The sequence below is a fragment of the Shewanella japonica genome (assembly GCF_002075795.1).
Lineage (GTDB): Bacteria > Pseudomonadota > Gammaproteobacteria > Enterobacterales > Shewanellaceae > Shewanella > Shewanella japonica.
The window spans coordinates 1,233,795-1,259,685 of sequence record NZ_CP020472.1 but is presented as its reverse complement, the minus strand read 5'-3'; the positions used below and the strand labels follow the sequence as shown (position 1 = coordinate 1,259,685).

The window sequence follows — 25,891 nt, the reverse complement described above, 5'->3', positions numbered from 1 at the left end:
GCTTTATGACAACCAATAGCCAAAACTCAGCCATCTCCACCCATTGGCCAGCTCCGGCAAAACTGAATTTATTTTTGCATATCACCGGGCAACGTGCCGATGGATATCACGAACTCCAAACTTTATTTCAATTTATCGATCGCTGTGACTATCTGGACTTTTTACCAACAGAAAATAGCAGCATCAAGATACACTCTGAATTATCAAAAGTTGTCGCTGAAAAAGATAACTTAATTCTAAAGGCCGCAAAATCATTACAAGAATATGCCAATTATGATGGCGGCGCTGAAATTTGGTTGCAGAAAAACTTACCAATGGGAGGCGGTTTAGGCGGCGGCTCTTCTGATGCTGCGACCACGTTAATCGCGTTAAACAAGCTCTGGAAACTCGATTTACCACTGGAAAAGCTAGCTGAAATCGGTTTAAAACTTGGAGCGGATGTCCCTGTTTTTATTAATGGTTTTTCAGCTTTCGCAGAAGGTGTTGGCGAGCAACTATTACCAGTTGAACCCACTGAATACTATTATTTAGTTATCGTCCCTGATGTACATGTATCGACGCAAGCTATCTTTCAAAATCCGCACTTACCACGTAACACCCCTAAATTAGAGCTAACTACTTTAATGCAGAAAAGTTGGACAAATGATTGTCAGAAGTTGGTCGCAGAAAAGCACCCTCAAGTTGCCAATGCATTAAGCTGGCTGGTAGAATATGCGCCGTCAAGAATGACCGGAACTGGCGCATGCGTCTTCGGAGAGTTCAAACAGCAACAAACAGCACTAGATGCATTGGCACAACTGCCTGATTCTATGCAAGGTTTTGTTGCAAAAGGCTTAAATCAATCACCTTTAGTGACCCGTTTAAGCCAAAGCTAAAATTTATCTTCTAAAGATGATATTGACTAAACTTAACCGACGATTTCGGTCGATTTAGTTCATCTTTAGCCACTAACATTAAAGCCAACACCTGAGGTTCATAAAGTGCCCGATATCAAGCTCTTTGCTGGTAACGCTACCCCTAAACTAGCCAAAAAAATAGCCGACCGTTTATTTTGCAAACTTGGCGATGCAGTAGTAGGCCGTTTCAGCGACGGTGAAATCAGTGTTCAAATCAATGAAAACGTACGTGGTGCTGATGTATTTATCATTCAGTCTACTTGTGCACCGACTAACGACAACCTAATGGAACTTATCGTTATGGTTGACGCACTACGTCGCGCATCTGCAGGTCGTATTACTGCCGTTATTCCATACTTTGGTTATGCTCGCCAAGATCGTCGCGTACGTAGCGCACGTGTACCAATTACCGCGAAAGTTGTTGCTGACTTCTTATCAAGTGTTGGTGTTGACCGCGTATTAACTTGTGATTTACACGCAGAGCAAATTCAAGGTTTCTTTGATGTGCCTGTTGATAACGTATTTGGTAGCCCTGTGTTACTAGAAGATATGTTAGGTAAAGAACTTGATAACCCTGTAGTGGTTTCACCTGACATTGGTGGTGTTGTTCGTGCTCGTGCAGTTGCTAAACTGCTTGATGACTCTGACTTAGCCATTATTGATAAGCGTCGCCCACAAGCGAACGTTGCACAAGTCATGCACATCATTGGTGACGTACAAGGCCGTGACTGTATCATCGTTGATGACATGATCGATACTGGCGGTACTTTATGTAAAGCTGCTGAAGCATTAAAAGAACATGGCGCAAACCGTGTATTTGCTTACGCAACTCACCCAGTATTTTCAGGTAACGCAGCAAGCAACATTGCTAACTCAGTTATCGATGAAGTGATTGTGACTGATACTGTGCCATTAAGCCCAGAAATGTTAAAAGTGGAAAAAGTCACCCAACTGACTATGTCAGCGGTACTGGCTGAAGCAATTCGCCGTGTTAGCAACGAAGAGTCTATCTCTGCGATGTTCCGCCACTAATATTCTGACATGCTACATAGCGAAACAGAATAGATTAAACGCACTCAATTGAGTGCGTTTTTTTATTGCTTTACACTTTGCTGCTGCACCATTTTTCATCTCAGCTAGCCAAATCTTGTATAACTCAGTAACCTACTTGCACTCACAGTGACTAATAAAAATAAATGAGCTGCACGTCATGTTTAAACCTAACTATCTCATTCTTGTTCTTTGTTTTTTTGCAGCCAGCTTATCAGGCCATGCAACTGCGCAATGGCATCAAAAAAGTTTTCAAGTCATGGGAACTCAAGCGCATGTCGAGTTTTGGCTTGAACAAAATGAACACTCGAGCATCTCAGACTCGCCAGCCCAGCTTATTGAAAAGGTCGAACAAGAGATGCACCGCATCGACAGGTTAATGAGTCCTTACAAGCCAAATAGTCAACTGAGTCATATTAATCAACAAGCTGGAATAGCCCCAGTTAAGGTAAACCAAGAACTGTTTAATTTACTGCTTGATTCACGCCAAATCGCCGAGTTAACCCAAGGTACATTTGATATCACCTACGCTTCTATCGGTTACCAATATGATTATCGTCAAGGTCAAAAACCAGCTAAGTCCGACATCAACCAAGCGCTTGATGCCATTGATTACCGAGCAGTCATGTTAGATAAGCAACAATCGAGTGTGCGGTTTAAAAATCAAGATGTACGTATTGATTTAGGTGGCATTGCCAAAGGCCATGCAGTAAAGCAGTGCCTAGCCATACTTAAAGCAGCAGGTATAAAACATGGACTCGTTAGCGCAGGTGGTGACACAGGTTTGTTAGGTGACAGACGCGGCCGCCCTTGGTTTGTTGGCATAAAACATCCTCGCGCTGCTGAAAAAACAGCAGTGCAATTACCTTTGAGTGATGAATCAATCTCAACATCAGGGGATTATGAGCGTTACTTTATTGAAGATGGCGTACGTTACCATCACATCATTAACCCCAAAACAGGTGATTCAGCCAGAAAAGTGGTTAGCGTATCTATCATTGGCAAAAACTCAACTTATGTAGATGCCCTATCTACCGCAGTGTTTGTTAAAGGCTTACAAGAAGGCATGGCGCTGATTAACAAGCTGCCAGAATACGAAGCGATTATTATTGATAATCAGCAGACCTTACATGTATCAAGAGGGTTACAGGAGAATTAGATTAAAGGGTAAGTTGGGAGCAGTTTGGACTGTGTCTCCCACACATTTGTAAAATTTGAAAGATGTATTTATGACGCAAATAAAAGCAATTATTAATTGATTTGGATTTGGCTGCTCCCGCAGCCAAATAAATCAAGCTCAACTATTATTCAGTTGGAGGCTCATTAGTGTCAGTAGTACCTTTGACTTCGCTAACGGTTATCAATGCACCAAGAAAGATAATTGCCAGAATATCTATAGCGATAAATTGTGATTGCATAGGGGCTGTATATTGATAAAGAGCAAAGCCTGGACTCAATGATGCATCAACACCAAGGGAAATTTGAGGTGCTAAATTGATTGAAACATATGCTCCACCAATACCTGAGTATTTAGCAGAAATGGTTCCAATAGCAATATTAGGAATTTGTAGAGCTTGATTGAAAATGGAAAGCCAATAGTACTTATACTTTTCTTTGATTGCCGTTATACCCGCCACAATATTTAGCGCAACTAAAACTAACGTAACCAGAGTGCTTAACAGGGAAGCTGTTCCATCAAATACTGACAAAAAATAGATTGCAGTAATTGCAACTGCTGCTATCACTTGAAAGTAGCCAATAATTTGCACTCTTTTTTCAGCTATATTTAGCTCTTTCTCTTTTTCTTTAACTTGATGAGTTGTAACTTCTTCCTTTCTGTTAGCCAACTCCTTCAACAAAGACTCATAATTTTCACTTTTAGGGTCGATGTTACCTTTTACCTCTATTAACTCATCAATTGAATATTGAGAATAGTCGATTAACTTCATACACATCCTTGTATTACTAAATTTTATAGTGCTCGTGCACCTTCAATAAACCAAATATTTAAGCCTGACTAATGCAAAGCTATTGATTAATATGAACTCTATCAGAATTGAGTTGGATAAACGAGCATCTATAATTGGAATCATTCGATTCCGATGACGCGCTATTTGATTGCTTTATTTCCAGACATCGTTTGGATTAAGATCAACGTCGTGGCGCTTCGCCCACACCAGACGAAAGGGAAACAACAGCATTTCCCTTTTCGATATCCCTTGCCGCTCCGACGAAGTGTTACTCCTCATGCTATAGAGCGAATTAACTACCGCCTCAGACTCGCCATCCATGGCTCAACTGAGGCTATGTCGGCGTCCTGCCTCCATCACGCAAATTAGCTCAACGCATTCGGACACTTCCAACGGAGATTATTGAGCCTGCAAGTTCATTTGGTGTTGCATAACCCATTATTTAAAGCTTTAAACTGATTTTGATTTTCTATGAATACTGCAATTAAATTAAAGTAAGTAAAAAACCGCGTGAGTCCAGACATGGATGTCTGGCTAGCTTTCGAGGGGAAGGGACGCCCCATCGTAAGCGTTAGTGATTTTTGTAGCTTGCTGAAGCGGGCATAAAATGAAGTTTGAAGCTGGATGATTCACCGTTGGAAATTTTGCTTTTTAAATATCGCCGGAGCTGCGGGGTGTTCTAAGAGGGAGTCGCAGTTCACTCCCTTTTAGTCTGGTGTGGGCGAAGCGCCACGACTTGTCTTTTGATTTTGTTTTTGACCTTAGCTTTGCCATAAGATTAAAACCAAACCCCAAAACAAAAAAGCTCAGAGGAAAACCTCTAAGCTTTTCAATTTGATCAGCAAAATAAACCTACATTTCAATCAAACAATCGGTTGAAACGCTGTCAGCGAATCCAGCATTGTGCTGTTCCCCAAACCTTGTCTTGGGGCTACTGTATTAAACTGTCCTTGTTCACCATGCAGTGCCATGTAGTTAAGCAATACAGTATCAACCAATAAGTTAACGTTATTGGCCGATGGTGCTGATGCGGTATCCACTGAGGCATCTGAGCGCATAAAACCAATCTGTTGGTTTTGCGCCATTTGATCGGCATTTGCGCCCATCAATTGTGGCTTGCCCGTTGGGTTATAGACTAAGAAAAACGAAGCGCCAGTTGATGAGTTATCACCAGTCCATTCACCTTTACCTCGCCCTTCCATTGATTCATCAATGCGGCCGTTACTGGCAACTGAGCCATCACTGAACACATACATCATTAATGGTTGGTTGCGCCTGGCTGCGTACTCTAAACATGCCCCCATACAACGACCCGCTCGTAAATCTCGTAACTCACCTGTGCCACGCTCACCGGTGTGATAGTCAAAGCCGCCCATGGTGACGGTACCCGCTCCAGAGAAACCATTTACGACTAGTTTCATAATCGATGCGGTTTTTTGAAACTCTGATTCAGAATCAAATTCGTTAATCGTGAATATGCCCGCAGGGCCAACAATATCCGGATCGAGTACCGGGTTTAAGGTTGAAGGATCGCCAAATCTATCTGCTAAATCCGCACTTTTTACATAACCACAATTGACTAAATCTTTAATCACATCGTCACGGGTGACTTGAGTATTCACTGAAGCCATTTTCTGAGCACTGATACGCTGAATACTTTCCATCACAGTGACGGCATCGCGCTGCGACAATAAGCTAAATAAGTCCCCCACATCGACTAAGCCCGTCACATCTGATGGACGATCAATCTTAGTCGGGCGCATACTTAAATCAATAAAGTTATTCGGCGCCATAGAGTTGCCACCAGAATCTGTGCTGCGAGAGCCAACCAACGGCATCAGTGAACCATTCGCACCAGCTGCAGCAATGGCATACATTGGGTTATGCGGGTTATTACCGGTGTCATTGTCAGAGCGACATGGGATAACGGCACCATTTATACGTGATGCCGTATCTGCTGAGACTTTTTCTAGAATGCCACGTAAAAAAGCAGAATCAGAATGAAATGCTAAGCCTAAGTCTGTATTGATAAAATCAGACATGCCAACATCAGGGTTAGCAATTGATGGCGCCATATCACCAGGTAATCCCAGTTTGTTATAGCCAGCGGTTGATAAGAAATCTTGCTGGCCGCCTGCACCGCCCACCAATACATTTGAACCTGCGATATTTGCGCCGCCAGCCAAGTCAAAACTAATAAAAGGAATTTTGCCTGCGCCTTGAACACTAATACCGCAAGAGTCCCGCAGTGCTTCTAAGTCAGAAGACAATGCTGCATTAGCTTGGTTTGGGTTAGCAAACATACTCATTAACGATAAGCCTGCTATCGCTTGGCCACCTTTTGCTAAGCCTGTTGAGATAAACTCACGTCGAGTCATCGGCTTGCGATGATCAGAAAACAATAATGGCGTGTCCGGATGAAGATGCTTTGGTTTAGTCATGTTGAAATCCTTTTGAACAGGCTAATACACTTGCCACATTGACCAGTTTCAATCTTGAATGAGAAGTAATATTCAGTTGCTGTTTTATCATTATTACTCTCCTATTGAATCAACATAACAGCACTAGCGAGCACTGCAGCACAAGAGGCTTTAGCAATCGTTTGGGTGCGTTCTGCATTACAGTTTGTACCACAAACTGATAAGTGGCTTACCAAAGAGTCCAGTTCATCATACACAGCAGTTGCATCTGGCTGGGTTGCAAGACTCAACGGCATTAATTGATTAATGAGCGGATTAAGCAATGCTGGGCGTTGCGCTGCATTTAATGCGTCAGCAGGTGCAAGGCTAAAGTCGACATCAGGAAACCAAGCCGTGCGAATCGTGTTGTCGTCAATAGCAACATCACAATAGGCAATGGCCAGTTGCGTTACCCCCATTTGCTGCGCTGAAATAAAGGTATCAATATTTTCAACACTGGGCAGTTGCCGCTTCACTAACTCATAGGTATCAAAGACTTTTGTATTTTGTTGTGCCACACCGGTTAATTCGCTCATGGTATGGTTAATTTCGGCAAAATTACGTAGACCAATATGCGATGTTTCTGTGCTGGCTGGGAGTTCTTCTGGTGTAATGACAACACCCGGTACGCGAACATTTTCGTGCTCACCTATTTGCTCGAAAGTTAAGAAAAACTCACCTTGGCTGGCACCTTTTTCAAGGCCAATAATCGTGCCGAGTGCCGAAATTGGCATTGGTTCAGCAATTTCTTGACCACTGTCTATGGTTAAATCAACATTGGAGTATGCCTGGCCCTGAGCGCTTTCTTTGCCGTTAATACCAAGACGGATCCCGCGCATATCAAAGTTGTCCGCCACAGGCGTGCCATTAATATTCACCAGTGATGCGCCAGTAAATAAGTAGCTATAATTATCAAACTGACTGACTTCGAACATGACGTAGGTTTCGGGTAAATCAATTAAATGACTGACTGAAAACAGTAAGAAAAATTTCTCACCAACTCCAACATCGTAGTTTTGGCTAATTTGTTCTTGCTCGAGTACACGGTTATAAATCGCTAATAAACGAATATCCCCTTGCCATACATGCTGGTTTGAGGCTTCGCGACCTAGTATTAATGCAAAGCTGTCATCCCATGATGCAAGCGGCGCAATATCTTCGTCAACGGCGTCAATAAGGTTGCCATTAACATAAATACGTCGCCCTTGAGTTGCATTGTAGGTCAGTACCACATGCTGCAATGTTGCTTGTAGCACTTCATCAGCATCAGGCGTACTTAACGCAGGCTCACCGTTTACTGTTGAGCTTTCTGTGCGCAACATAAAGTCATAGTTATATTGTGTCTGACCTAACGTGAAGTTACGCGCATCATCACCTGCAGAATAGCTGACGATTCTTGCTGGGCCTTCTTGGGTAACATTGTTTGGAGTCACCCAAGCCTCGATAGAAAACTCACCCGTTGAGGTAATAAGGTCATGCAGCTTCTTACTATTAGCGGTACTGGCTTGCGCTTTGCCATTAGTAAAAGATAATCCCCAGCTACCTAGCCACTCAACATCACCTGTTAGTGATAAATTGGCTTCTGGTGCTATGCCTGATGTGTCATAAGCAATGGCACCTTCACCCGTCTTAAATTGATAAAGCGCAATCACATCAGTTTCAAAACGGCCACCACTGGATGCGGTAATACCGTCGGTTAAACGTAATGACTTTGATACCACCATATCTGGTGAAATTTCATCGACTTCAATGGCATCACTCATTGCAGTAATCCCAGCAAGCATTTCATTGCTGTTTTCCTGACAGTTAGTCCAGCAATTATGAAACTCGCTACCCAAACGAACCACTAAACGTGATTGGGTTGGCTCATCAATATTGATGACATTTTTGGCTGATTCATAAGCTTGATTAATGTCATTGCTGGCAAAAAATGGCGACTGGGCAAACGTTGCTGATTCATTATGACAGTCACTGCAATACTGGCTTACGATAGGATAGACATGCTGACTAAATAAGCCGCTATCATCGGGAAAGCTTTTACTGGCTCCTGGTTCTCGTATGACTGGTGATGTCAGCTCGATGGTATTAGCGCTGCTGACTCGCTCATCAGCCCACAGCTTGATCCATGAAGTCATGGTTTCACCACAGGCACTATCACTGTCTAACCAGCAATTATGGCCACCAGCGACTTTTTCAACTAAACGAGATGCCGCAGGATCTGTTAAGTCTACTAATGGGTTAGTCGCAGCGTACGCGTCATTGACGTTTTCTCGACTAGCGAAATACGGCGCTTGATTACCTTCGGTATGACATGCTCCGCATCGATTTTGCCCTGAAATATTATCCCACAGCGACACTTTATATTTTTGAATGTCTTCTGTTGCGGGCGCAGGACCTGTGTAGACATCAGAGCCAGGATCTTGCTGTTGAGGTGGATTGCTTTCGACATCTCCCCCACCACAAGCGGATAAAGTTAATAGCAAACAAATAGCAGAGAGTAAGGTTAGGTTTTTATGAGGTAATATCACCGTTATTCTCCCATACAATAATTGCCAACTTCAGCAAACACACGCTTGAGTTGATATGAGTTTTGTTGAAAAGATGCAGTTGTAGCAGCAATCTGATTAATGTCTTCAGTTGACTCTGCATCTCTTAAACATACGGTTTTAAATACTTTTTTAACTTGGCATTGGGCAAATGCTTGGCTGTTAGCAAACTCTTGGCCTAATGATTTAGCCCCAAAACCTTTACCATTGAGTGATTCGTCCCACCCAAGCTTTTGGTTAACACCTTCACGCCAATAATTTTGCCATTCATCGTCTTCTGTCACGTAACCATAAGGGAAACTGGTGGAGTTAATATGGTATTTCCCCTGTACTCTGGTGCCAGTGTCAGGATCTATTTGACCACTTTGGTTATAGGTAATTGCCCCACTATCACCATCAGGGTCGCTCTCAACATCAAAGTCATATTGATAATATGCGAACCCTTGAGCAAGGGGGTCCATTCCACTATGGCAAGCCAAACAGTTATTGATAAATAACCGGCTATCACCACCAGGGCTGCGGCTCACATCTTGGCGAATTCTGTCAGGTGAGCGAGTATTATCTTTTAAAGGCTCTAAATCAGTACAAAGATGATTCATCAAGGTAAAGCGCACCATCGCTCTGTTAGTGCCTAAATAGAAAAATGCTTTTGCCGCGGCGCGACTTGTAAGCACTCCAGCTGTTGCATCGCTAGGTAAGCCGTTAACACTGGATTGAGTGGTTCGCTCTAAGCCTGACTTTAAATCAATAAATTGATCTTCAAGTGCCTGATAATGAGCATTATCACGGGTGCTATAAGCGGGAAGGTTTAGACTGTTATCGCCTACATAAACCATATCAGCTTGAAGTAACTGCCTAAAATCCACATCATCTCGAACCGCACCAATCACAGTAGCGCTGTAATCATTTAATGGTGCAAAGCTATCTTGATCAATATTGGTCCATGGAGTAGCAAATAATTTAAGCGTAGTCGAATAAAAAGCGGGGTTTTCCATTGCTAAATAAGCCGCTTCAATTGGCTTACTGTCACTGAGCAATACAGACATCTCATTGAGTGTTTGCTCTGATGCTGGGACACCAGCGATTCTGTCATGTAACTGTTTGGCTTGCTCTAATGTACCAGCAGAGGTGTTTGCTGAAAAAATAGTCAAGCATGACAACAAAAGCAGAGTAATACCTTGTTGAACTTTAAGCTGGGATACATCAATTCCATTCAAAAAATGCCGACTTTTAAGCGTATAAAGTTGCAACTTCATACTGTCTCCTTGTCATTGTTCTTAGCTAACAATTGCTTTAGTAGCAATAAGATAAAAACGCAGACAATGATCGAGTATTCTAAAATCATAAAGCTTGTTGTTTTTATTTTGTTAACTTTATTTTTTACTTGGCAAAATAATTTTTGCTAAAAAGTATTGAAACACTGAGACTAGGCGGCAATAATGTCAAGAATTATTACATTTTTACTATGTAACAATAACAATAATAACAATTGCGTATTAAGGGTAATAAATGAGGCCAATTTGGGGCTATGCAGGGAAGTGCGTCTATATCATTCTGGCCTTCTTTTATCTTACAGGATGTAATACCGATACAGCCATTAAGGACGAGCAAGCTGATCCTGTTTTAGTTGAATACCCTGTTATTTATATTCAGCGTGATCTTGCCGCTTTAGATGGCGATGAAGGTGCTCAACCTGCCAGTTTTGATTCTCGCCACCCCGCTCAGTTTAATCCCGGCGCGCAGCTTTTCGTCAAACGAAATGCCTTTAGCGACTCCCCTACTACTAACATATCAGCCCAGTTATTTGCTGATTTACTGCCAGAAGATGCACCTGCTGACACCATTCAGGCTATTGATATTCGAGATTTGTCAGTTTCAGATGATGGCCAACAATTTTTAGTGTCAATTAGAGCGCCTGAAATTGAAGATGCGGATGAAATGGACCAACCGAGTTGGAATATTTGGCGTTATCAACTTGCAACACAAACTCTTGAACGAGTGATTGTCAGCGATACCACTGCTGAGCAAGGTGACGATCTCATGGCATCGTTTTTACCTGACGGCCGCATCATTTTTGCTTCGACTCGCCAGCGTTTATCTAGAGCGATTTTATTAGATGAAGGTAAGCCCCAGTACACCGCCCTAGATGAAAGCCGAGATAATGAAACCTTCAATATTCATGTGATGAATGCCGATGGTAGCGGTATAGAGCAATTGAGTTTTAATTTAAGCCACGACACACACCCATTAGTGCTGCAAAGCGGTAAAATTTTGTACAGCCGCTGGGATAATATGGGCGGCAATAAGGGCATAAACCTGTATGAAATGAACCCTGATGGCACCGATAATCAGTTGATGTTTGGCTGGCATTCACATCAAGTAGCCTTCGATCAGCAAGATGAACTCATCGAATTTGTTAAACCACAACAGCTGCCGAATGGTGAGATCTTACTTTTACTCTCTTCACAAGACGAAACCAGCTACCAAAAGCGCCCTGTGGTGATTAATATCGAAGAGTTTACTGATAACCAACAGCCAACCTTTGCGTCTGGTGCTAACGATAGTGCCATTAACGATTTAGCATTCAGTTTCGAGTTTAACTTTAACTTCTCAGATAACCTTTCTCCTTCTGGACGATTAACCCATTTAACGCCACTACCTGATAATAGTCAGCGCTATTTATTAAGTTGGGATTTATGCCGTGTCGTGATTGAAGAGCAAATTCGTGCTTGCGGGCAGCTAACTGATGAACAGTTATTGGATCCCGCACTAGAACTTGCCGATCCCTTGTACGAGCTTTGGCTATTAAACGATGCCGATGGAACTCAGCAATTAGTCGCTGATAGTGAAGAAGGAAAAGTGATTACTGAAGCCTTAGTCATGCAACCGAGTTCACAGCCAAAAACATTTATAGCCAATAAAGTGATCGGCAATGAACTTGATGCGCAACTACACGAAGAGCTGGCAGCAGCCATTGATATTCGCAGTGTGTATGACTTTGACGGTCAAGACAGTAGTGCCAATTTAGGCGGGGTTAGCCAACTCAGCGATCCAACCCAAACACGTGCAACTGAGCTACCTGCACGTTTTTTGAAAGTAGTTCGTGGCGTGCCTATGCCATCAGATGAAGTCAGAGATATTCCTAATACAGATTTTGGTCGTAGTCGCAATCAGCTAATGCGTGAAATTATTGGTTACACGCCAATACAACCTGATGGCTCTGTAAAAATTAAAGTCCCAGCTAATGTTCCTTTGGCTATCAGCGTATTGGATGCATCTGGTCAACGTATTGGTGGCCGTCATAGCCAATGGATTAGTTTAAAGCCGGGTGAAACACTGCAATGTAAAGGCTGTCATACTGCAAACAGTCAATTACCCCACGGCCGTTATGATGCGCAAGCTGAATCAATTAACCCCGGAGCAACGGGCGGTGCAGCTTTTACAAACGCCACACAAAACATCATTCCCACTCAAGGGCAAACCATGGCTCAAGCTGATGCTATGGTTAATGGTATCGCCGAGTTATCGGCTAACTTAACCTACGAAGATCGTTGGACCAACCCCGCATTATCTACGGTTAATCCCAGTACAGATTATTCCTACCAAAACCTTGCTACACCAGCGCCAAATGGTAGTGAATGCTTTAACAATTGGAATGCTTATTGCCGAATTCAGATTAACTATGAAGAACATATACAGCCATTGTGGGATTTGCAGCGTCTTGCAATAGATGAAACGACTTTAGCAGTTCTTGCTGATAACACCTGCACTAGCTGCCATAGCATTGTTGATGACAATAACCTTGCCCAAGTACCAGCTGGGCAGCTTGAATTAGTAGCAACGCCGTCCACTGACCAACCTGCACACTTTACTAGCTATCGAGAATTGTTTTTCAATGATGTCGAACAAGAAGACATTGATGGCATTATCGTCGATCGCTTAGTCGTGGCTCTCGACGCTGATGGCAATATTGTCTATCAAGTTGATAGCGAAGGTGAGCTTATTCTTGATGCTGAAGGTAACCCAATTCCGGTTATGACGACAGTAAATGTGCCAGCCATCATGTCAACTAACGGCGCAAGCGCTAGCAGCAACTTTTTTGACACCATGAATGATGTCACTCATCAAAACATGCTGTCTGCCGACGAACTCAAATTAATCGCTGAGTGGATAGATATTGGGGCGCAATATTACAACACCCCTTTTTATACACAAGAGTAGTAAACACTGACAACAGCACATAAAGGAATGATGATGTTACAACAAGGAAACCATGTTTAATTATCCATTTACCATGAAGTGGTTAAGCCCAATATTATTGTCTATGGCAATGATGCTTCCTTGCTATGCCCTTGCGGCTGAGCCTACTTCCATTCCTGAACGTGACACCACAGTCGATTCATACCAAGACACAAATACAGCAGCAACATTGACCATAGACGTGCCTTTTATCGAGCTACATTCAGGCCCAAGCGCAGGCTACCCTGTAGTGCATGTGGTAGAACAAAGTGAAGAAGTGACCGTGTTAGTCAAGCGAACGGCTTGGATAAAAGTGCGTGACAAACGTGGGGTTGAAGGTTGGTTTCACGAAGATGATTTGTTCGGTTTTAGTCAACATGGACAAGCCGTTGAACAAACACAGCTCGGGATTGATGCATACCTTAGTCGAGATTGGGAAGCCGGGGTAATGTACGGCGATTTTGAAGGTGCAAACCTTTACACCATCCAAATCGGCTATGTATTTACCCCTGTATTTAGCGCTGAAATATCAGCTGGTAAAGCACTTGGCAGTATATCTGACAGTGATTTATTCGAAGCCATGTTAATTAGCCATCCTTTTCCTGAATGGGTAGTTAGTCCATATATTGGTGTTGGCGGTGGCATTATTAAAACTAGCCCTCACAGTGTTATTGCAGATTCACAATCACGTGAAAACACCTTAATGAGTGCGGCAGCAGGCCTTAAATATCACTTAGGCCGTAACTTTATTTTACGGGCTGAATATAAGTTTTCTCTGGCATTAACCGACCGAGATGAAAATGAGCAACTGCAATCTTGGCAACTCGGTTTTAGCGTATTTTTCTAAACATATTAATTAACATCAAAGTCGTCATGAAGGTAGCAATGAAAACAACAATAACAAGCCGTGCTAAAACCGCTTTGAAAAGCCGATTCACTTATTGCTTGCTGGCACTAGGGCTCAGTTTCAGCGCTGGAGCCTTAGCTCAAGAAAACCCAAACAGTGTTGGTGTTAAAGCCGATATTGAGCGTCGTGAAGTGTTGGACGATGTATTAGATACCGAAAATTTCGAGATCGGTTTACAAGGCGGCTTAATGTCGATTGAAGACTTCGAAAATAGCCCTTGGATTAGTGCACATTTAGGCTACCACATCAGTGAACACTTTTATGTCAAAGCCCGTTACGCCATAGCTGAAGGCGGTGATACCAGTTTTGAAAAGCTAGCTAATACAGCCCCACTGTTGACAGATGAAGAACGTGAAATGCGCTATTACGGGCTGAATATTGGGTATAACTTTCTACCTGGCGAAATCTTTTTCAGTGAAGACTTAGTGTTCAACAGTGTCTTTTCATTTGAATTAGGTGGCGGCAGCACTGAGTTTGCTGGTGATGAACAGTTTACTGTCAACTTAACTGCTAACTATCGAGTATTTTTAACTGATTGGGTTGCTTGGGATCTGGCCATGAGTGACTACATTTTTGACACCCAAATCACTGGCTCAAGTAAAACGACTCATAACTTGACCTTTGCAACCGGCATAGCCGTTTACTTTTAACCTGAGGTTATTGTTTACATAGCGCAATAAGCAACTGAGTAACGAACAATAACAGGCAGTGAAAGACAGAATAAAAACAATAAAGGATTATTAATGTTTAAATTAAATCAAAGCCTTAAAAGCTTAGTATTGGCTGCGACGCTGGGACTTACCGCGCAAGCAAATGCGGTGACAACGGGGCAAGTTGCACCAGATTTCACCCTTAAAAATATGCAAGGCGAGAACCAAAAGCTGTCTGAGCAGCGTGGCAATATTATCTTAATTAATTTCTGGGCTTCTTGGTGTGGACCTTGCCGTAAAGAAATGCCCGTACTGCAAAAATTACAAGATAAGTACCAAGACTTAGGTGTCGCAGTTTGGGGGATTAATGTCGAGCAAGAAAACCAAGCCGGTAAAGACTTCCTAGCAGACTTAGATTTAAGCTTTGCTATCTTTTTTGATGAAACTAACTCCCTTTCAGAAACCTATGACGTGAAAGCTATGCCAACCACTGTGATGGTCGATCGTGATGGTGTCGTACGATACGTTTTCTTAGGTTATCAAGACGGCTATGAGAAAAAGTACGCCGCAGCTATTAAGAAACTAATCAGAGAGTAACGCTATGAAGTCTTCTATGACAAAGCTCATCATGTTAAGTGCGGGATTAAGCTCATTATTAACGCTCTCAGCTTGCTCTAGTCTTGATATAGAGCCTTGGGTAAAACCTTACGAGCGCCAAAACTTAGCCGACCCTATTATGCGTTTTGGTCGCCACCCAATTGCCAATATGCATGTAGCTCATGTGCTTGAAGCGCGTGAATCAGCAAGAGGCGCTGAAGGTACGGGAGGCGGTGGTTGTGGCTGTAACTAGAATAATGAACCTTACAGTATGTAAGCTAATCACATTGCTGCTCGTTAGCATAAATGTCCCTTTATCATGGGCGGCTGTTTTAGAGCCAGATAGAGCCGATGCGCTTTATCATAGTTACGAAGGCGGCGGGATGAAAATTGACGGTCCTTCTGTGCTGCTGCGAAAGAAGGCCTCCGAGTCATTAGCTTTCACAGGTTATTATTATCTAGACAGTATTTCTTCTGCGTCAGTGGATGTACTCAGTACTGCCAGCCCTTACACTGAAAAACGTCATGAAGGTCAAATTGGTGTTGAATACCTAAATGACAAAACCCTAATGACGTTTAATGCTAGGCAAAGTGACGAAGACGATTACCTTGCCCAGTCTTTTAGTATTAACGTTTCGCAAGATACCTTTGGCGACTTAACCAATCTTAGTCTCGGAGTGTCTTACGGTGACAATGAAATTCGCCGAAACGGTGATGACCTATTTGAAGAGCAAAGCCAACAATATCGAATTCGTGCGGGCATAAGTCAGATTTTAACCCGTAACTTAACTGCACAACTTAATTTTGAAGCAATTGCCGATGAAGGCTACCTTAATAACCCATATAGAACAGTACGTTTTATCGATACTACCAGCCCTTCAGGGGTAGGCTATCAATCCGAAGTGTACCCTGAAACCCGTAACTCCTTTTCGAGTAAATTGTCAGCCAGTTACTTTCTTCCCTATCGTGCAGCGCTATTTTTTCACTACCGATACTTTAATGATAGCTGGGAAATCAATGCCAATGATGTGGAGCTTGGCTATCGTCACCCGATTGGTGACTACTTAGAGCTGGAGTTTAAAGTGCGCTATTACCAACAAACTCAAGCTGAGTTTTATAGTGATCTGTTCCCTTATCAAGATGCCCAGAATTATCTCGCTCGAGATAAAGAGCTTAGTAATTTTAATGACTTAACCTTAGGTTTAGGCGTGACTTATTTAATGCCTGAAAGCCTGTCCTTTGGAGATAACCGCTCAGAGGCCAGCCTGCAATGGGATTACATTACCTTTGACTATAGCAACTTCAGAGATCCTACCGCTGAAGGTGGTGTCGGTAATGAGCCATTCTATAGCTTTTCAGCCAATGTCATTCGTGCTTTTTACAGTATTTATTTTTAGTAGTACGCAACTCAACACTGCGTCCAAGGCAATAATATGAAACGAACACAACAATTTTTCAGCTTATCTCAACGAGCACTGTACGCGCTCTTTTTGAGCTTATGTATCTCAGTATCGCCAGTCGTCGCGGCTGATGCCTCACAAGCGCAAAGCAGTATTGGTAGCGAACTTGAAGATATTAAAAGCCAGGTCATTCAACTCAATCGTGATTTGTTTATTTTAGAAGAAGATTTACTTTTCCCTGCCAGCACGCAAATAGCAGTCTTTGTCTCCGTGGATGTTGGACGTTTTTTTACCTTAGATAGCGTCGAGCTAAAAATAAATAACCAAGATGTGGCTGGATTTTTATATACCCAGCGTCAGCGCCGCGCCCTTGAAAAAGGCGGCATTCAAAAATTATATATGGGCAATTTAAAAACTGGCCAGCATCAATTAACAGCAATATTCACCGGCATTGATGCAGAAGGACGCACGATACAAAGAGCAGTCAACCACCCTTTTGAAAAGACAGATGAAACCATCATGGTTGAATTAAAGCTTGAAGACAGCGAATCAAGTTACCGAGCTGATATTAGCGTTGAAGAATGGGTTTTATAACAGATGATACCAGTGCTTCAACGAACCCAAGCCGCCGATATTAGTAAACAATATCGTCATCCAGAGCGAAATAAACCAGCTAAAACGAAGTTTTTGTCGCTACTGTGTCTGATGACATTCGCTATTGGCTGCAGCAACAGTGTTTCAGCAACTGAAGTAAGCACGGTGACCACTGCTAATACTGAAGTCACGACTCAAGCAAACCAAGTACTGCGCAATAAACTTTATCGCCAAGCCTTGTATTACTACTTTGAAGGCGATTATCAAGCAGCGTTAAGGCAAGTCAGCATTAACCGACAACGATTTGATGCCGATACTGCTAAAAGTCAATTGTTCGAAGCTGGGCTACAAGTATCAGTTGGTCTTCATCAAAAAGCGACTCGCACCTTATCTTCATTTGAGCAAACATTGGCAATTGAGCAAGCGTTAACTGGCAACAAAAACCAAGCCAATCAAACGTCTTCTCAGTCTCAAAAAAATACTTCACCCGCTGAACTCAAGTTAGTTGCATTATTGCAATTATCAGAGCAGCAAATAGAGCAAGGTCAGCCATACCAAGCGCAGCAAACGTTGCAGCGTATTAGCCAAGTCCCTCACAGCTATATTGAGCAATACCATATTCTTAACCAACTGGCTTATTGGCCTAACGAGCCTGCCATAATGGCAAAGGTTGCGGGTGGTGTTAATGCGTCTGATTCTATCAATCACGATAACCCAACTGATAACCAGTCAGCTTCTTCATCGTTATCGGCTTACGTTATGCTAAACCAAGCGCTGCATTTCATTGAACAAAAGCAGTTTCAACAAGCTGAAACCCTGCTCATTACAATAAAAAATATGCCTTTGGCTGAAACTGAAACGGGCTTTTGGCAAAGCTTGTTCACTGAAAAAACGCCTTCAGAACTTACCGCTCCAATGACAGCTGAAAATAACGAAATCAGCCCCAAAAGCGTTACAGACCAAGAATCTGATCAGCAAGTACAGCAACAAGCGATCAATGATTATGCGCAACTGTTATTAGCGCAGACGTATGTCAAACAAGGTCAATATCAAGCAGCATTTACACAATTAAAAGACTTTCCCCAACAGGGTCCTTATACCGAATCAGCGTTATTTTTATATGCATTTTCAGCACAGCAATTGCAGCAATATCCCATTTCATTAGCGCTATTGGATCTCCTAAAACGCCAATATCCTTATTCTTTAATGGGTTGGCAATCGGCAATATTACTGGCCGCTCAGGTTCGAGAGCAACAAAGCCTTGAACAAAGTCTAACAAGCTACCAAGAAGCAGAAACACTTTATCTTGAACAATTAGCACAATTAGACGCTTTTGAAGCAGCACTAGAAACTCGCTTTAACACAAGCCAAATAATGCAAAGCGCATTAACCCCGCAAGGGTTAAGCCCTGAAGCACTCGAAAAGCAGCCTTGGCTTGAAAAAGCGCTAACAGACAATGCATTGAAAAATGACTTTACGACATTAGCCAGTTTATCCCTATTGGAACAGAACCTTACTCAGCAACAACGTAAAAGTGACTGGCTCGCTGAGACTATCGATTTAAATAAGCAGCGTAGAGAAAAAAGGTTAGCTCAACAGCAATTAAGCGATTATGAAAACCTAATTAGCCAACTAACCGAACGCAAGCAGCAACTTAGCAAACAAATCCAAGCTGTCGATGTTCCTGTCGATGAAATTACCTTCCAGCAAATGCAACTGTTTGCCAATAGTACCGAACAAGCATGGTTACAGCGGATTGAATCAAGCAAACAAGCACTTGCTAACATTGCCTCAACACGTGACACAGAAGATGATTTACTCCGACTAACACGAGTAGAAGGTGCGCTGAATTGGCAGCTGCAACAATCTTTTATTCCACGTTTATGGCAACACAAAAAGCTATTAAAAGACATCGACACCCAATTACAAGCATTAAACGCTCAATATGTTCGTTTTAAATCAGTCTCGCAATCTCAACAAGGCGCCACTGAGTATGCTATCCGTCAGCAGAATTTAGCCAAACAAATCGAAGATATTACGCGTAACATCAAGCAAGCAAGTCACAAAACACAGCTAACAATTCAACAAAAACTGCGCCTATTTACCCAAAATCAACGTCAACAGCTAACGCAGTTACTGCTGACTTCACGCCATGAAATGGCAGCGGTGCTGGAAAGAATGAGCCAGCAAGATATAACACCGAGCAAAGCGATTACCTCTGATAACTTGAACACAACTAAGCTCATGCACCAACAGGAGCATTCTCCATTGAGTTCATTGACTGCTCATTTCGAGCAAGTGGAGAAGCATTATGCAGCGCACTAACCCACTCGCTTTGCAAGCCAACAACTCTGACACTAGCAATGTTTCAAGCCTTGGTAGCAATATGGCCTTAACTCTTCCTAAACGCTTTGGTGTATCTCGATTGGTAAGTTGCTTAGTGTTAATCAGTCTAGCGGGTTGCCAGCTAACCGATGAGTCGCCAACGTCAAGCAAACAACAGCGACCAACATTGACAGATTTAGCCAATAGCCAGCCTCAAGTAAACTATGAAAAACAGCAATTAAGCCAAGCTCAGCGAAAAGCGAAGTTAGCATTAATTTACCAGCAACTACTGACGTTAGAGCCAGATCCAGAAGTGCGAACTCATGTTGAATATCGCTTAGTTCAAATCAAATCAGAACATTTAGAAGAACAAATGTTTGGCGAAGCCTTTGATGAAGTTGTCAGTCAACAGACTGACGTGTCGGCGCAAGAAGCTGAGCAGCTGGCGTTAACTCAGCTAAAACACAATGATCAACAGCTCGATAAGCTTATTGCAGAATACCAAGTATTACTGAACCGTTACCCAGATAGAGCCGAGAATGAACACTTGCAGTACCAACTTACGAAAGCACTCGATGTGCAGGGTGAGATAGATGCAAGCTTGATCGAAATGGAGTCATTACTGACTCGCTACCCTAATACTCAATATCGGGCAGAACTCAACTTCCGCCGTGGTGAGATTTATTACAACTTGCAAGATTACCCTGCTGCGATTCAAGCTTATCAGCAAGTAGAGTCGGCAAACGACAATGATAAATATCTCATCAATAGTATTTACATGTCGGGTTGGGCGCTATTTAAGCTCAATCGATTACCCGAAGCGGATGCAAAATTCTTGCAGGTGTTTGATAACATCATTGCGGCAAACGAAGAATTAATTAGTACTGATAATGAACAGTTAACCCAAACCAGTTTTGAATTTAACAAGTTAGCAAGCCGCTACCAAAATCTGGCTATCGATGCGCAACGCGTACTGAGTATTTCATTGTCTCAACAAGAGCAATCTCGCTCACTGCTTAACTTGGTAAACCAACAAAAGTCATCCCCTTACCTGACGATATATCAACATGTACTGTTTGATAATTTGGCCAAATTTTTACTTAAAAAAGAGCTACAGCATGACGCAGAGCTGACTTATCAAACTTATATTGAATTTGACAAAAATAACATTTGGGCTGCGCGTTACTCATTAGCTTTGCTGGATTTATATCAACAGCAAGGCAAGTTCGCCTCGATGCACCGTCTTAAAAATCAGTACGTTGAACAATATGGCTTATCTAGCCAATTTTGGACTCACGCTAATACCGCACAGCAGCAAGAAGTGTTACCGCATTTATTAGCCTTCAGTGACGAGCACAGTCGTCGCCTGTATGCCAGTGCACAACAACTTCCACCTGGGCAAGCTCGCATAGATGGATTTAAAACCGCTGCAAGTGCTTTAAGTGTTTACTTACAACTTGCTAAGTTGCCACAAGCTAAATCTTTACTGACAAAACCTATTCACGGTGACGAGTATCTATTTGCTGATGCAAACTATGAAGCGCAGCAATTTAAACAAGCATTAATCAGTTATGAGGCTATCGCTTATGCACAAAAAGATGCGCTCGCCCTACCTGCAGAGCAACTTGCCTTACAGCAAAAAGCGGCATTCGCGACCACGTTGACCATCCGAGCCATATTGTCACAACATGATGAGTCAGTGGTAAAAGGCGCTGAAATAACACCAATAAGTCAGTCAAAAAGACAATCCATCATCTCGGAGCGAACCCGCTTAGATAAGCTATTTATTGCCAACCACCCACTTGATAAACGCGCGTTAGAGCTTGCTACCGATGGCGCACAGTATGCATTTAACGCCAAGCAATTTGATGATTTAATCCAGTTCAGTCAATTTGTATTACTGCGCCACAAAGTGATTAATCAGGCAAATAGCAATAGTAATATCGGCAACAAAAATGACAGCGAAGAAAATGCGCATGCTGCGCTAGTGGTAAATCAACAAGCTGGAAACGAGCCAGAGAGCAGGCTTATTCGTTACGATAACTCGCAAGTCAGTAATCACTTGCGTCACGGGCAAGCCTTATCAAGTGTTGCATTAACACAAGTACAAGTTGTCAGCCAACTGTACGCCCATAGTTTGTACCAACAATCACACTATATTCAGGCTGAATCGGCTTACGACATCGCCCTGAATTACCTCAATGCCAGCACAAATCTAAAGCCACAGCAGCATAAAGCCAAAACAGAAATACGCAATTTATTGGCATCCAGTATCTACTTTCAAGCCCAAGCCAATAAGGCGGAAAACCCAGCTTTAGCCGTTAAGGATTTGAAACGGATCAGTACCAGAGTGCCAGAGTCACCATATGCGATAAACGGCCAGTTTGAGGCTGCCAATATTTTGCTTTCCCAACAAAAATGGCAACAAGCTATTGAGGTCTTAGTGCCCTTTCAGCAGCGATATCCAAACCATGAATTTAGCGCCACGATCCCCGCTAAATTAGCGCAATCTTACGAAGCATTAGAAGAATGGGAGCTTGCCGCAGAGCAGTTGCTGATTATCGTTGCTAATCAGCCCTCAACTGAATTAAAACGTGAAGCCCAGTACACAGCTGCAGAGTATTACCTAAAGGCAGGCAATACCGAAAAAGCCCGTTTAACCTTCAGAACCTACGCTAGAACTTACCCTGAGCCGTTTGATTTAGCCCAAGAAGTACGCCTAAAAATGAGTGGCTTTTACCAAGTATCCAATGAACCGAACAAAGAATACTATTGGTATCGCCAAATTCTCAGCGCCGACAAAAAACAGCGCCATCAAGCTTTAGCTATTGGCAATCGTGAGGTCGTTATCGCTTCCATTGCTGCAATTTCGCTTGCCAAAGCTCATCAGCAAACATTTAAAACCATTAAGCTAACAGCGCCGCTCAACAAGACGTTAAAACGTAAACAAGATGAAATGAAACTTGCAATTAACTATTACCAGCAAGTATTAGATTTCCAGCAAGCACAATATGTGCCCCAAGCCACTTATGAACTTGCAGAGATGTATCGTCAACTGGCGGCCGATGTTATGGACTCTGAGCGCCCATCAGATTTAGATGAACTGGCACTAGAAGAATATGAAATCTTGTTAGAAGAATTGGCCTACCCATTTGAAGAAAAAGCGATTGAGATCCACATCAGTAACTCGCAACGTGCTTGGCAAAATATATACGACCAATGGGTAGGTAAAAGCTTTGCCACACTCACTGAATTATCCCCCGCCTTATATAACAAACCGGAGGTAACTCATGATGTTATTGAAGCGATTCATTAAAGCGCCGCTTATTTGTATGACTAGAAAAAGTCTATGGTTAAGCTTTTTTGCTTTAATACAAGGATGTAGCAACACTCAAGTTGCAGAAAGCCAAAACGACAACATCACTGAGTTAGAAAGTGATTCGGCAGCATTAGTTGAGCTGGTAGACACCACAAATGGTGCCCAAGCATCGATAGAGTCATCATTACAAACAAGCTCAGCAACAAGCCAAGTGAATGCTTATGAAGCAGAGGCTAAGCAAAAGCTAGCAAACGTTCCAACCTCTGTATTAGAGCAATATCAGCAGGCGATAGCGTTAATGAAGCAACAGGAATGGCAACAAGCGGATGCGATGTTTTCTGTAATCATTAACGCAGAACCACAACTGTCAGGTGCCTATGTTAACCAAGCTATTATTGCCCTCAATCAAAACCAGTTAGATAAAGCTAACGGACATTTAGCCAATGCCATTAGTGCCAACCCAACTAACCCTTATGCCCATCAAATCAAAGCCAACATAGCCAAAACCCAAGGCAAGTTTGAACAAGCTGAACAAGGTTACTTAACGGCACTTGAAATTTGGCCTAATTACCCAGAAGCGCAAGTTAACCTTGCGGTTTTACTGGAGCTTTATAGAGGCAAATTGCTAGATGCTCGCCACTATTACCAATCTTATTTACGCTTAAAACCAGATGATCAACTTGCTCAACGTTGGTTGGCAGGCTTAGAAATTAAAATTCAGCGTGCAGGCTTAACCTTGCCTGAAGGAGAAAGTTAATATGTCGGCATTTATTCCTTCAGCAACACTCAAGCGTTTTATCAGCTCAATGCTGCGTAATGGTGGATTGTTTTGTATTTTTTGCCTATCAGCAATTCAAACACATGCGGCCGAACCTGCTAGCTCGCCCAATAACCCCGTACTGATTGAAACCAAGGTGACCGGCACGCAAGAGCAACCCAAAGTTCTCTACATCATGCCTTGGCAAGGGATTACAAATCCAGTTGCGATTCAGGATACTGACATGCAAGTCACCTTACCTGAATTTAACCCGATACATCCGAAGCAGTTTCAGCAACAAGTAAGAGAGTTCAGCCTTAACAAGAGTAAGACCAATAACGATTAATCAATAATAAAAATTTACCCGAAAACACGTAACTAACGATTCAAAACAATTAGGACGAGTTAATAAGAACTATTCGTTCAACTCAATAAAAAGGAAAATATCATGAGTTTTACCGACCATATCATTGCATTTTTACAAAATGGCGGCCCATTCATTTACCCTATCGCATTAGTGCTCGTGGTAGGTTTAGCGATCACGATTGAACGCTGGTTATATTTAAGTTCAGCACATCGCACAAATCAAAAAGCCTTTGCACTGATTAAAGAGGCATTAAAAAAAGGCGACGTTGCAACCATCAGCCAACATGCACAAAACAATAAAGCGCCAGTATTTGACGTCCTCCAATCAGGGATTGTTCGTATCTCTCAAGCTGATCGTCGTGAAGATGTGGAATATGCGATGGAAGAAACCATCATGGAATACATGCTGAGGCTAGAAAAGCGCACACCATTCATTGCAACGTTAGCCAATATCGCCACCTTACTCGGTCTTCTCGGTACCATTATGGGCCTAATCGCGGCATTCTCTGCCGTGGCAAGTGCCGATCCAGCAGAAAAAGCCAATCTACTATCATCAAGTATCTCAGTTGCAATGAACACCACAGCATTTGGCTTGATCACAGCTATCCCATTGATTTTATTCCACTCAACCCTGCAAACGAAAACAGCAACGATTGTAGATTCAATTGAAATGGCAGGCATTAAGTTACTTAACTCTTTGTCATTTAATAAGCATACGGATTCTGATCGAGGCTAATACTATGAGACGCCGTCGTCGCCCCAATACCGAAGACGCTGAACTCGATATCACTTCGTTTATGAACTTGATGATCGTGTTAGTGCCAGTATTGCTGCTTAGTTTAGTGTTTTCACAAGTGCGGATTTTAAATCTGCAACTACCTGTGTCTGCAGAATCTCAGCAAGCTGATGAAGATCAAGAACCTAAGGTACTTGAGCTGGTGATCACCTCGAATCACTTAACCCTTAACTACCCTGCGGGTATTTTACTTAAACGTTTTGAAATAACTGACGAAGGCTATGACTTCAAGGCATTATCTGTATATTTACAAGATTTGAAGCTGACATTTCAACAACAAGCCATTGAGAAAAGAGATATCGTGTTGTTGCTTGAGCCCAATGTGGATTACCAAACCATCGTCACGACAATGGATACCGTTAGATCTTATAAAGCTGTGGTTGCCGCCAATTTAGTGGATGCTGAGTTATTTCCGCTTATTTCATTAGGCGACGCCCCAGAAAATAGCCTTGAGCAAAGTGCAAGCAGTACAACCGCAGGAGGCCAGCCATGAAGCAATCTTCAAGAGCTAAGCGTCTTGCAAAGCACCACAAGCGCTTTAAAGCTGGCGGTAAACTTAATCTTGTCGCATTAATGGATATTTTCACAATCTTGGTTTTCTTTTTGATTGTGAACCAATCAGAAGTGCGGGTATTGCAAAATATCGAAAAGATAAAATTGCCAGTATCGATTGCCGAAGAACTGCCTGTTGAGAACCTGGTTATCACTGTATTGCCAGACACTGTGCTCATTCAAGAGCGTGCAGTGTGGCAAAACTCTGACGATAAACCCAATTTTAGCGAACAAGAAAATGCGCAATTTATTGCCGCTATCACCACAGAGCTGACCTATCAAGCCAGCAAGCGTGTTGAATTAACAGAGTCCGAAAAGGAAAAAGGACGAGCGGTCACCATCATAGGAGGCTCTGACACGCCTTACCTAGTGTTGAAACAAATTATGGCTGCATGTGCTGAAACAGGCTATCGCAATATGTCACTCGCTGTTGAGCGACAAGCCAGTAAAACACAGAGTGAGGGCTAA

At 42.6% G+C, this 25,891-nt stretch carries 21 protein-coding genes; 17 read left to right on the top strand and 4 right to left on the bottom strand.

From position 1 onward, the window contains the following. The first annotated feature begins 5 nt into the window (after positions 1 to 5). The 3 genes from ispE to SJ2017_RS05355 all read left to right on the top strand — a co-directional run bounded on the left by ispE (position 6) and on the right by SJ2017_RS05355 (position 3,105). A complete protein-coding gene (gene ispE / locus SJ2017_RS05365) occupies positions 6 to 875 on the top strand; it encodes a 4-(cytidine 5'-diphospho)-2-C-methyl-D-erythritol kinase (protein WP_080915111.1) in 870 nt (289 codons plus the stop codon). A 105-nt stretch (positions 876 to 980) separates the two neighbouring features. Next, positions 981 to 1,928 carry a ribose-phosphate pyrophosphokinase gene (locus SJ2017_RS05360; RefSeq protein ID WP_055026471.1) on the top strand — a complete coding sequence of 316 codons (948 nt, stop codon included), beginning with the start codon at positions 981 to 983 and terminating at the stop codon, positions 1,926 to 1,928. Positions 1,929 to 2,106: 178 nt separating this feature from the next. Next, on the top strand, positions 2,107 to 3,105 hold the full coding sequence (locus SJ2017_RS05355; RefSeq protein WP_156003161.1) for an FAD:protein FMN transferase: 999 nt from the start codon (positions 2,107 to 2,109) through the stop codon (positions 3,103 to 3,105). A gap of 145 nt (positions 3,106 to 3,250) precedes the next feature. On the opposite strand, the gene SJ2017_RS05350 is transcribed toward SJ2017_RS05355, so the two are convergent. The 4 genes from SJ2017_RS05350 to SJ2017_RS05335 form a co-directional block, all read right to left on the bottom strand. Next, entirely contained in the window at positions 3,251 to 3,895 is a 645-nt protein-coding gene (locus SJ2017_RS05350; protein ID WP_055026473.1) for a hypothetical protein, read from the bottom strand. A gap of 884 nt (positions 3,896 to 4,779) precedes the next feature. Then, positions 4,780 to 6,357 (bottom strand): hypothetical protein, encoded by a 1,578-nt coding sequence (locus SJ2017_RS05345; protein ID WP_055025735.1) that lies wholly within the window; start codon positions 6,355 to 6,357, stop codon positions 4,780 to 4,782. Between the two features lie 101 nt (positions 6,358 to 6,458). Further along, positions 6,459 to 8,903 (bottom strand): LamG domain-containing protein, encoded by a 2,445-nt coding sequence (locus tag SJ2017_RS05340; protein WP_244899775.1) that lies wholly within the window; start codon positions 8,901 to 8,903, stop codon positions 6,459 to 6,461. A 2-nt stretch (positions 8,904 to 8,905) separates the two neighbouring features. After that, on the bottom strand, positions 8,906 to 10,177 hold the full coding sequence (locus SJ2017_RS05335) for a hypothetical protein (RefSeq protein WP_055025736.1): 1,272 nt from the start codon (positions 10,175 to 10,177) through the stop codon (positions 8,906 to 8,908). A 253-nt stretch (positions 10,178 to 10,430) separates the two neighbouring features. Between SJ2017_RS05335 and SJ2017_RS05330 the strand changes: the two genes are divergently transcribed. The 14 genes from SJ2017_RS05330 (at position 10,431) to SJ2017_RS05265 (ending at position 25,891) form a co-directional block, all read left to right on the top strand. Beyond that, the gene (locus tag SJ2017_RS05330; RefSeq protein ID WP_080915109.1) at positions 10,431 to 13,142 is read left to right on the top strand and encodes an HzsA-related protein; all 2,712 of its coding nucleotides are present in this window, start codon (positions 10,431 to 10,433) and stop codon (positions 13,140 to 13,142) included. A gap of 52 nt (positions 13,143 to 13,194) precedes the next feature. After that, positions 13,195 to 14,007: an SH3 domain-containing protein gene (locus SJ2017_RS05325; protein ID WP_080915108.1), complete on the top strand. Its 813-nt coding sequence runs from the start codon at positions 13,195 to 13,197 to the stop codon at positions 14,005 to 14,007. A 38-nt stretch (positions 14,008 to 14,045) separates the two neighbouring features. Further along, entirely contained in the window at positions 14,046 to 14,717 is a 672-nt protein-coding gene (locus tag SJ2017_RS05320; RefSeq protein WP_080915107.1) for an outer membrane beta-barrel domain-containing protein, read from the top strand. Between the two features lie 93 nt (positions 14,718 to 14,810). Next, on the top strand, positions 14,811 to 15,314 hold the full coding sequence (locus tag SJ2017_RS05315; RefSeq protein WP_055025740.1) for a TlpA family protein disulfide reductase: 504 nt from the start codon (positions 14,811 to 14,813) through the stop codon (positions 15,312 to 15,314). A gap of 4 nt (positions 15,315 to 15,318) precedes the next feature. Continuing rightward, entirely contained in the window at positions 15,319 to 15,567 is a 249-nt protein-coding gene (locus SJ2017_RS05310) for a DUF4266 domain-containing protein (protein WP_055025741.1), read from the top strand. Next, positions 15,554 to 16,711, top strand: coding sequence for a DUF3570 domain-containing protein (locus tag SJ2017_RS05305; RefSeq protein WP_240433824.1), 1,158 nt, complete (start codon positions 15,554 to 15,556; stop codon positions 16,709 to 16,711). The genes SJ2017_RS05310 and SJ2017_RS05305 overlap by 14 nt, the downstream gene beginning before the upstream one ends. A 36-nt stretch (positions 16,712 to 16,747) precedes the next feature. Continuing rightward, positions 16,748 to 17,308: an AraC family transcriptional regulator gene (locus tag SJ2017_RS05300; protein WP_174567605.1), complete on the top strand. Its 561-nt coding sequence runs from the start codon at positions 16,748 to 16,750 to the stop codon at positions 17,306 to 17,308. A 12-nt stretch (positions 17,309 to 17,320) separates the two neighbouring features. After that, positions 17,321 to 19,633 (top strand): tetratricopeptide repeat protein, encoded by a 2,313-nt coding sequence (locus SJ2017_RS05295; RefSeq protein ID WP_167692893.1) that lies wholly within the window; start codon positions 17,321 to 17,323, stop codon positions 19,631 to 19,633. Next, the gene (locus SJ2017_RS05290) at positions 19,620 to 22,949 is read left to right on the top strand and encodes a tetratricopeptide repeat protein (RefSeq protein ID WP_080915104.1); all 3,330 of its coding nucleotides are present in this window, start codon (positions 19,620 to 19,622) and stop codon (positions 22,947 to 22,949) included. Before SJ2017_RS05295 ends, SJ2017_RS05290 begins: the two co-directional genes overlap by 14 nt. Continuing rightward, positions 22,924 to 23,709: a tetratricopeptide repeat protein gene (locus SJ2017_RS05285; RefSeq protein ID WP_080915103.1), complete on the top strand. Its 786-nt coding sequence runs from the start codon at positions 22,924 to 22,926 to the stop codon at positions 23,707 to 23,709. Before SJ2017_RS05290 ends, SJ2017_RS05285 begins: the two co-directional genes overlap by 26 nt. Before the next feature lies 1 nt (position 23,710). Further along, positions 23,711 to 24,055, top strand: coding sequence for a hypothetical protein (locus tag SJ2017_RS05280; RefSeq protein WP_080915102.1), 345 nt, complete (start codon positions 23,711 to 23,713; stop codon positions 24,053 to 24,055). A gap of 102 nt (positions 24,056 to 24,157) precedes the next feature. Continuing rightward, positions 24,158 to 24,811, top strand: a complete 654-nt coding sequence (locus SJ2017_RS05275) for a MotA/TolQ/ExbB proton channel family protein (protein WP_055025747.1) — start codon at positions 24,158 to 24,160, stop codon at positions 24,809 to 24,811. A 4-nt stretch (positions 24,812 to 24,815) separates the two neighbouring features. Then, positions 24,816 to 25,364 (top strand): biopolymer transporter ExbD, encoded by a 549-nt coding sequence (locus SJ2017_RS05270; RefSeq protein ID WP_055025748.1) that lies wholly within the window; start codon positions 24,816 to 24,818, stop codon positions 25,362 to 25,364. Continuing rightward, positions 25,361 to 25,891, top strand: a complete 531-nt coding sequence (locus SJ2017_RS05265; RefSeq protein ID WP_080915101.1) for an ExbD/TolR family protein — start codon at positions 25,361 to 25,363, stop codon at positions 25,889 to 25,891. The genes SJ2017_RS05270 and SJ2017_RS05265 overlap by 4 nt, the downstream gene beginning before the upstream one ends.